Origin of the sequence: Terriglobus sp. YAF25, from assembly GCF_052113305.1 — a bacterium.
Lineage (GTDB): Bacteria > Acidobacteriota > Terriglobia > Terriglobales > Acidobacteriaceae > Terriglobus.
The window spans coordinates 1-3,417 of sequence record NZ_JBFRCY010000595.1; the positions used below are offsets into that span (position 1 = coordinate 1).

The window sequence follows — 3,417 nt, forward strand, 5'->3', positions numbered from 1 at the left end:
GGACAGTATGGAACGACGTAAAGTAGGTATCCTTGGCGCCACCGGCATGGTGGGCCAGCGCTTTATCCAACTTCTCGCCAACCACCCATGGTTCGAGATTACGTGGCTCGCGGCATCGGACCGCTCCGCCGGTAAACCGTACGGTGATGCCACCAACTGGAAGCTCGACACGCCGCTGCCGGCGCAGATCGCCAAAATGATCGTGCAGCCCAACACCGTTCCCACGGCGGAGCAGCTCGCGTCCGGCGAAGTGCCGCGCATTATCTTTTCGTCCGTCGATTCGCCGATCGCCAAGGAACTGGAGCCCGCCTACGCCAATGCAGGGTGCGCCGTCATCTCCAACTCGTCGGCCTTCCGCATGACTCCGGATGTTCCTCTGGTCGTACCGGAGGTTAACTCCGATCACTTCGGGCTGCTCGAAACTCAGGTTTCGCGCAAGCAGAACGGCGGCTTCCTGGTCACCAATCCCAACTGCTGCGCCATCGGCCTGGTGCTCGCACTAGCTCCACTGGAACAGAAGTTCGGCATCGAGAGCCTTTTTGTGACCACCATGCAGGCTGTCTCCGGCGCCGGCTATCCCGGCGTTCCGTCGCTCGACATCCTCGGTAACGTCGTCCCCTTCATCAAGAACGAGGAAGAGAAGCTGGAAGAAGAAGTCGGAAAGCTGCTCGGCGCCTTCAAGGCCGATGAGACTGCCGGCACCGGCTCCATCGACCTGCTCGACGCAAAAGTCTCCGCGCACTGCAACCGTGTTCCCGTTATCGACGGCCACACCGAGTGCGTCAGCATCAAGCTGAAGACCCCGGCCAGCTACGAACAGATGGTCGCCGCATGGCGCGAGTTCCAGCCTCTGCGCGCGCATCATCTGCCCTCGGCCCCGCTGCACCCGGTCGAGTATGACGAAGCGGAAAACCGCCCGCAGCCTCGCCTGGACATCGCTCGCGGTAACGGCATGGCCACTACCGTCGGTCGTCTGCGCCCGTGCTCGCTGCTGGATTGGAAGTTTGTCCTGCTCTCGCACAACACGGTTCGTGGCGCTGCAGGCGCGGCCATCCTCAATGCTGAGATCCTGGCGGTAATGGGTAAGTTCAAGTTCGCCGGCGCGCGGCAGGAAGCGCTGGTAAACGCATGAGCACACCCCGCAATCACATCGTCGTTATGAAGTTCGGTGGCACCTCGGTCGAAGACGCCAAGGCGATTGACCGTACCGCCGCCATCGTCCGTACCCGTACGGAGAAGGGCCTCTCTCCGGTCGTTGTTGTCTCTGCCATGGCAAAGGTGACGGACCAGCTTCTGGCGGCCGCTGCTGCTGCCGGTAAAGGCGACAAGATGGGCGCGCTCGCGATCTCTGCGCGTTTGCGCAATCGCCACGTCGACACCGCCGCTGAGCTGCTGGACAACGAACGCTTCACCGCACTGCAGCCTGTCATCGGGCATGAGTTTGACTCGCTAGATGATCTGCTGCGCGGCATTGCGGCAGTTGGTGAACTCACACCACGCACGACGGACAATGTCGTCAGCTACGGTGAGCGTCTCTCGTCGCGGATGGTTGCTGCTGCCTTCGATCAGCGCGGCCTGAACGGCATTCATCATGATGCGCGCGAGTCCATCATCACGGATTCGGCCTTCGGCAAAGCCAAGCCTCTTACCGACAAGATCGAAGAGAAGCTGGTCGCGAATGTCCTGCCGCTGATCGATGCCGGAAAGACGCCGGTCATGGGCGGCTTCATCGCTTCCAACGAGCAGGGCATTACGACTACTCTGGGCCGCGGCGGTTCTGACTACACGGGCGCTCTGATTGGTGGCGGTCTGCACGCTGGAGCGATCGAGATCTGGACCGACGTCAACGGCATCATGACCACGGATCCTCGCATTACCTCCGATGCGCTTCGTGTGAAGACCATCAGCTTCGAAGAGGCGGCTGAGCTCGCTTACTTCGGCGCGAAGGTGCTGCATCCGGCGACCATCCTCCCGGCCGTGCAGAAGAACATCCCCGTCTGGGTGCTCAACTCGCGTAACGCGGCGAACGAAGGCACTAAGATCATCGCGGCCGCTCCACCCTGCAAATCGCCCTTCAAGTGCATTGCGGCGAAGCGCAAGCTGACCATCATCGACATCGTCAGCTCCGGCATGCTGATGTCGCATGGTTATATGAAGGCCGTCTTTGACATCTTCGACCGGCACAAGGTCGTGGTCGATATGGTCTCCACCTCCGAGGTCTCGATCTCGCTGACCGTCGATTCAAACATCGGTCTCGATGCAGTGATCGAAGATCTCAGCGCCATCGCCGACGTCAAACTAGATCCGAACAAAGCTCTTATCTGCCTGGTAGGTGAAGATATCCGCGGTCACGCGGGCATCTCCGGTCAGGTCTTTACGGCTGTAAGCCACGTCAATGTGCGCATGATCAGCCAGGGAGCCAGCGAAATCAATATGAGCTTTATGATCGAGGAGTCGGACGTGGAAGAGGCGGTGCGCTCGCTGCACAAGAAGTTCTTCGCCAACCCCGACCCTGACGTCTTCGATGTGGAAGCTCGCACTGCAGCACAGACCGAACCTGCAACCGCAAAAGCCTGATCAGAGAGATCTTTGATGCGTATCCTCGTCCTCGGACACGGTAAGACTGGCAAGCTTGTCGCCGACGTCGCGCATGAGCGCGGCCATGGCGTGCACGTTCTCGACGCGAAAGAGAACCCTAACGCCGCCGCGCTGACGCCTCCCTTCGTAATCGGCTTCGATGTGGTGATCGATTTCACCACTCCCGAAGCCGTCATCCCCAACCTGCGTGCTTGTCTCGCGACCGGCGCCCGCGTTGTGGTGGGCACCACTGGCTGGTACGAGAAGCTCGCCGACATGCGCGGCCTGGCCGAACGCAAAGAGGCCGGTCTGCTCTACGGCACCAATTTCTCCATCGGGACCCAGGTGATGTTCCAGGCCGCCGCGGTCCTGGCCAAGGGACTTCACGAGGCATTCAGCCGCCGCGCCTTCGCGGACGGAGCTGTCCGCGCGGCCGAATGGCTTTCAACTCGCAAGGGCTGCTACGACTTCAAGGACATTTTCTCGGAACTGTAAAAGGGACGAGATAAAACCGCGGTCCTGGATAGAGACCGCGGTTTCGTTTTTAACCAGTAATGTTCAATTCTTCAATTTTTCAATCATTCCATTACTTCGCCTTCCCCCACAAAACCACAACTCCGGCAATATACGCTCGTCCAGGCATTGGTACTCCCACAAGCTCCTGGTACTGCGAGTCGCTTCCGTTCGTCATGCGGAAGTAAGGCTGCACCTGTCTTCCCTCCCATGACACCGATGCATCCCAGACTGGGTACACATCCCGCGCAAGTCGATGCACGGCACGCACTCTTTGCCGCAAGAGAACACCGTTTCTCCAGCGTCCGATCCACTCCACACCTGCAT

Annotated in this window: 3 protein-coding genes and 1 pseudogene; 3 read left to right on the forward strand and 1 reads right to left on the reverse strand. The window is 60.0% G+C overall.

Translation table 11 applies throughout. The annotated features are described in order from the left end of the window. The first annotated feature begins 7 nt into the window (after positions 1-7). The 3 genes from asd to AB4043_RS20750 are packed head-to-tail and all read left to right on the forward strand — an operon-like array spanning position 8 to position 3,072. Positions 8-1,132, forward strand: coding sequence for an aspartate-semialdehyde dehydrogenase (gene asd / locus AB4043_RS20740; protein ID WP_442301147.1), 1,125 nt, complete (start codon positions 8-10; stop codon positions 1,130-1,132). Continuing rightward, on the forward strand, positions 1,129-2,577 hold the full coding sequence (gene lysC / locus AB4043_RS20745; RefSeq protein ID WP_442301148.1) for a lysine-sensitive aspartokinase 3: 1,449 nt from the start codon (positions 1,129-1,131) through the stop codon (positions 2,575-2,577). Before asd ends, lysC begins: the two co-directional genes overlap by 4 nt. 15 nt (positions 2,578-2,592) lie before the next feature. Continuing rightward, positions 2,593-3,072: a dihydrodipicolinate reductase C-terminal domain-containing protein gene (locus AB4043_RS20750; RefSeq protein ID WP_442307958.1), complete on the forward strand. Its 480-nt coding sequence runs from the start codon at positions 2,593-2,595 to the stop codon at positions 3,070-3,072. Between the two features lie 91 nt (positions 3,073-3,163). Here the strand turns inward: AB4043_RS20750 and AB4043_RS20755 are convergent. After that, positions 3,164-3,417 (reverse strand): annotated as a pseudogene (locus tag AB4043_RS20755) (hypothetical protein); the annotation flags it as partial.

Coding starts and splice junctions, on each gene's coding strand:
- asd (WP_442301147.1), top strand. CDS start 8: ATGGAACGACGTAAAGTAGGTATCCTTGGCGCCACCGGCATGGTGGGC.
- lysC (WP_442301148.1), top strand. CDS start 1,129: ATGAGCACACCCCGCAATCACATCGTCGTTATGAAGTTCGGTGGCACC.
- AB4043_RS20750 (WP_442307958.1), top strand. CDS start 2,593: ATGCGTATCCTCGTCCTCGGACACGGTAAGACTGGCAAGCTTGTCGCC.